At 66.1% G+C, this 4,562-nt stretch carries 6 protein-coding genes; 4 read left to right on the top strand and 2 right to left on the bottom strand.

What is annotated here, in order from left to right; all coding sequences use genetic code 11:
- Positions 1-100 precede the first annotated feature (100 nt).
- The 3 genes from AC1DXV_RS31655 to AC1DXV_RS31645 are packed head-to-tail and all read left to right on the top strand — an operon-like array spanning position 101 to position 3,242.
- Positions 101-2,245, top strand: a complete 2,145-nt coding sequence (locus AC1DXV_RS31655) for a phage terminase large subunit family protein (RefSeq protein WP_477870572.1) — start codon at positions 101-103, stop codon at positions 2,243-2,245.
- Positions 2,242-2,583: a Mor transcription activator family protein gene (locus AC1DXV_RS31650; protein ID WP_477870568.1), complete on the top strand. Its 342-nt coding sequence runs from the start codon at positions 2,242-2,244 to the stop codon at positions 2,581-2,583. Before AC1DXV_RS31655 ends, AC1DXV_RS31650 begins: the two co-directional genes overlap by 4 nt.
- Complete coding sequence (locus AC1DXV_RS31645) at positions 2,580-3,242, top strand: nucleotidyltransferase family protein (protein ID WP_477870566.1); 663 nt, start codon at positions 2,580-2,582, stop codon at positions 3,240-3,242. Before AC1DXV_RS31650 ends, AC1DXV_RS31645 begins: the two co-directional genes overlap by 4 nt.
- A gap of 70 nt (positions 3,243-3,312) precedes the next feature.
- On the opposite strand, the gene AC1DXV_RS31640 is transcribed toward AC1DXV_RS31645, so the two are convergent.
- Both AC1DXV_RS31640 and AC1DXV_RS31635 read right to left on the bottom strand, forming a co-directional pair.
- Entirely contained in the window at positions 3,313-3,600 is a 288-nt protein-coding gene (locus AC1DXV_RS31640; protein WP_477870564.1) for a hypothetical protein, read from the bottom strand.
- 11 nt (positions 3,601-3,611) lie between these two features.
- Positions 3,612-4,052 (bottom strand): TOBE domain-containing protein, encoded by a 441-nt coding sequence (locus AC1DXV_RS31635; protein WP_477937454.1) that lies wholly within the window; start codon positions 4,050-4,052, stop codon positions 3,612-3,614.
- Between the two features lie 146 nt (positions 4,053-4,198).
- Here AC1DXV_RS31635 and AC1DXV_RS31630 point away from each other — a divergent pair, with 146 nt between their 5' ends.
- Positions 4,199-4,561, top strand: coding sequence for a LexA family protein (locus AC1DXV_RS31630; RefSeq protein ID WP_477867884.1), 363 nt, complete (start codon positions 4,199-4,201; stop codon positions 4,559-4,561).
- The last annotated feature ends 1 nt before the right edge of the window (position 4,562 follow it).

The raw sequence follows: 4,562 nt of genomic DNA, 5'->3' as shown, positions 1-4,562 counted from the left end.
TCCTCGACGAGGAGGTCACCAAGGCCCGCAATCGCGCCGCGGCGATGACGCTGGCGGACGCCGACGAAGAACCCGAAGAGGAGGACGAAGCTTGAACGACATGAACCACGTGATCGAGCTGGAGCGCCCGATGTCGCTCGCCGACCTCGGCACCGAGCAGCGCGACGAGATCAACGCGGCATTGCGCCGGGGCCTGCGCCCGCTCGAAGCCCCGACGCCTATGCGGCTGTCCCAGTGGATGGCCGAGCACTTCTACCTGTCGGAGGAGAGCAGCTACGAGCAGGGCCGCTGGGAGGCCTATCCGTACCAGGTCGCCATTGCCGACTGCATCGGCCACGACGAGATCACGCACGTGACGTGGCGGAAGTCGGCGCGCACCGGATACACCAAGATCTTCCTCGCAGCCATCGGCTACTTCGCCGAGCACAAGCGCCGCAACCAGGCGGTGTACCAACCGACCGACGAGGACCGCGACGACTTCGTCACCACCGAGCTGGAGCCGATGCTGCGCGACGTGAAGGTCATGCGCCGCGTGTTCCCGAAGTTCAATCGGAAGTCCAAAGACAACACGATCAAGAAGAAGCGGTTCCTCGGCTGCCAGCTGCACCTGCGCGGCGGCAAGGCCGCGAAGAATTACCGCCGCATCACCGTGGACTGCGTCTACTACGACGAGACCGACGGCTTCGACCGCGACATCGAGAAGGAGGGCAGCGCGTTCCGCCTGGGCGACAAGCGCATCGAGGGCGCGACCTTCCCGAAGTCGGTGGCGGGCAGCACGCCGAAGCTCAAGGGCTTCAGCCTGATCGAGGACCGCGAGCATCAGGCCGACGTGCGCTTCCAGTACTTCATCCGCTGCCCGCACTGCGATGAGGAGCACACCCTCGACTGGGGCGGCCGGGAAGCACGGCACGGCTTCAAGTGGACCGATGGCGATCCGGAGACCGTGGGCCACGTCTGCCCGCACTGCGGCGTGTGCATCACCCAGGCAGAGTACCTGGCGGCGTGGCGCGGGCGCTGGAAGGCGATCGACGGTGGTCATGGCGGCCTCTGGATCGACGAGCGCGACCCGATCCAGCTGCGCTTCAGGAATGCGGCGGACGACGAAGTGGCGCCGCCCAAGCACGTGGCGTTCTTCTGCTGGACCGCGTACAGCCCGCAGGCGACCTGGGTCAGCATCGTGCGCGACTGGCTGACGGCAGCGAAGAAGGCCCAGGCCGGCGACGACAGCGACCTCAAAACCTTCATCAACACCACACGCGGCGAGACCTACGAGCAGGAGCTGGAGAAGACCGACGCCAGCCAGCTCGCGCTGCGCGGCAAGCACGGGCATCAACTTCGCACCGTTCCGCGCGGCGCCGTGAAGCTCGCCATCGGCGTGGACGTGCAGGGCGACCGCTGGGAACTGGTGGTGTGGGGCTTCGGCCGCGGCGAAGAGATGTGGGTGGTCGATGACCTGGTCATCTACGGCAACCCGGCCGACCAGCGCGAGTGGGACCTGAAGCTGGACCCGGCGATCAAGGCGACCTACCGGCATGTGTGCGGCGTCGAGATGACGGCCGACGCGGTGGCGATCGATACCGGCGGCCACTTCACGCACCAGTGCTACGTCTTCGTGCGCAACCGGCCGAACCAAAACCTATACGCGGTGAAGGGCGAGACACGGCTGGGCCGGCCGATCAAGAGCGCGAGCGTGTTGGTCGATGTGAACGAGCGCGGCAAGACGATCCGCAAGGGCGTGCGGCTGTGGCACGTCGGCACCGACACCGCGAAGGATCTGCTGTACGGCCGCCTGCAGGTCAGCCAGCCCGGGCCGGGCTACGTGCACTTCGCGCGTGACCTGACCGCCGAGTTCTACGATCAGCTCACCGCAGAGAGCCGGATGCTGGTGAAGACGGGCCGCGGCGAGGAGCACCGCTGGCTGAAGCCCGCCGGCAAGCGCAACGAGAAGCTCGACTGCACGGTGTACGCATTGTTCTGCGCGCAGATGCTCGGGCTGCACACGCTCAGCGACAAGCTGTGGGCGCGGCTCGAAGCAGGGCTGGAGCCGGATCTGTTCGCCGGTGGCGGGACGCTCGCGCTGAGTACGGAGGGTGATTCAGCGCCAGTGCAGACGTCTGCACAACCGAGCGCAGTGGCCGCGGCACCACCTCCTCCGGCACCGCCACCTGCAGCTCGACCACCCGCCGTCCGTCCCATCGTCCCGAACAACTTCATCGTCAGCGATTCTTGGAGCAGCCGCCTGTGAGCCAACCCCTCTTCCAGCACCAGCAGCAACCCCGTCCCGATGCCCACGAGATCAAGGCGGACGCCGCCACGCAGTGGGTGTTCGACATGACCGAGATCCTTCGCGATGACCTGGCCTTCCAGGAACCGTGGGCGAGTGCCATCGCGCACGAGATCGTGCAAGGCATGCGCGTGCGGTTTGGTGGCGACGATGTCTACGTACCGGCGCCGGACAAGTCGGCGCGAGACGAGCGCGTGCGCGAGATGTTCAACGGTCGGAACATCAAGGAGTTGATGCAGCTGTTCGGGCTGGCGCGCTCCACGGTCTATCGGATCGTTGGCCAGCGGGGACGGCCATGAGCGCGAGCGGCCAGATGCAGGCGGTCGGGGGTGCGACGGTCGGCGCACGGCCGATGCCGGAGCGCATTCCCCGGGCGGTGCTCACCCGCCGCCTGGAGCGACTCCTGGCGCGTGTCGATGCGACGCCCGAGCGCGTGGTCGAGCGAAAGAAGAGCCTGGTGTTCGGCATCGATGTGCGCGGGCCAGTGCGCGTGCGGGTCGATGCGATCTGGGTCTTCGGGAGCTACGCGCGGGGAGCCCTCGAATGCGGCGACGTGGACCTGATCATCCAGTCGCACATGGAATGGGCCGGTCCGGTCACGTTGGACGGTCGGCCCTACCTCGGCAGCAGGCTGCTTCCGGGCATCGGCAAGGTGATCAGCCCGGTGATCGGGCCGTTGCGCAACATCACCTTCGTGGATCACCACAACTACATGAGTGGTGGCACGGTGCTCGACGGCGATCAGGTGGCTCGCGACGTGCTGCTTCTGTGGAAGCCCGGGCTCGACTGGAGATCGGCGCTGCACGGCATTCCACTCGACCCGATCGCCGGGCGTGCGCCAAGGAAGGAGTGGGCCACGGAGGAGGAGCAACTCGAGGCGGAGCGGCTGCGCCATCGCATGCCTCGCGCCTACGCAGCACTGCCGACCTCGCTGCGGCAGCTTGCCTGCGTCGCTTGACGCCGAAGCCCTCGTCAACGTCCTCGGGTATTGCTCAGGGACGGGGCCGAGTGCTCCGTCCCAGCATTGCTCAGCCGAACTGGACTTCGGTGCTGCACAGACGTGTGCCTTCCGGCGCGCTGATGCTCAGGCTCAGGGCGTTCAAGCAAGCGGACCCTGGCAGCGCTGTCGATGCGAGCTGGCGGTGCCGCGAGAAAACGGCCTTGCCATCGACCGTGCCCGTCCACTCGGCGATGTACTTCCGCGATGGCACGCTGGCCTTCAACGGCTTCAGGTGAAACCGCTCGACGAAGGATTGCAGTTCCACCTCGGAGCTGATTCGGCCAAACACTTGCTCGATCGGAAGCCTGCTTCCCATGGGATGTGCTCCTAGTGGACGGGAGTTTGATCAACGCCAATGATGACGCTGCCAGCTTTGAAGACGGCTGTCGCACGTGCACCAGTCGTCAAGTTCAACGTCTCGGCGCGTTCGTTCGTGATGCGCGCCACAAGGGTCTGCCCATTGGGCAGATCGAGCCCAACCTTGATGTCGTCATCGCCTTCGCCCACATCGCGCACCCTGCCCATCAATTGATTGAACGTGGCGGGCAAGCTCGCTGCCGGCTCTTCCAGCAAGACGATCGAGGTGGGGTGCACCAAGCCAAACGCTCGGCCGCCTTGCTGCAGCTTCAAGATGTTCTGCACCTCGTGAGAGACCTTGATGACGATCTGCAGGCCCTGGGCGAGGCCCAGCTCCACTTCATCGACATCGACGCCGGGGCGGATGGCCGTCACGACGCCATCGAGGGTGTTGAAGTCAGAGGGTTTCATGAGTTCGAGGTTCCATGTGCTCGTACCTCGCCGGCTGGCGGGTATGGCAATATACTGTATGAATGAACAGTAGTCGGCTGCCTCGCGAGGGTGTCACGCACGTCGGCCGGGAGTCACCCGGGCCTGCGGTGGTTCCGCGCGCCAGCGTGGCCATCGGCTTCGGCTCGCCGTCCCAGGATTCGGGCGTCGGGCGTCTGGACCTGAATGACGTGCTGATCAGGAACCCCCTGGCCACCTTCCTGATGCGCGTGAGCGGCAGCGCGATGCGAGAAGCTGGCATCGATGACGGTGACATCGTGCTGGTCGACCGTTCAGTCCGGCCCGCGAGCGGCCACATCGTGATCGCCGTCGTGGACGACGAGTTCATGTGCCGGCGGCTGGTGACCCACGGATCGTCGTTGCGCCTGGTGGCGACCGATCCGAGCTGCGCCGATGTCGTGCCGCGCGCGGCCCAGGAGCTGCAGGTCTGGGGCGTGGTGACCAACGCCATCAAGGCGATGCCCGTTTGAG

The sequence above is a fragment of the Rhizobacter sp. P3_C12 genome (assembly GCF_056402735.1).
Note: the sequence above shows the minus strand (reverse complement) of the source record. Positions and strands in the feature narration are given on the sequence as shown.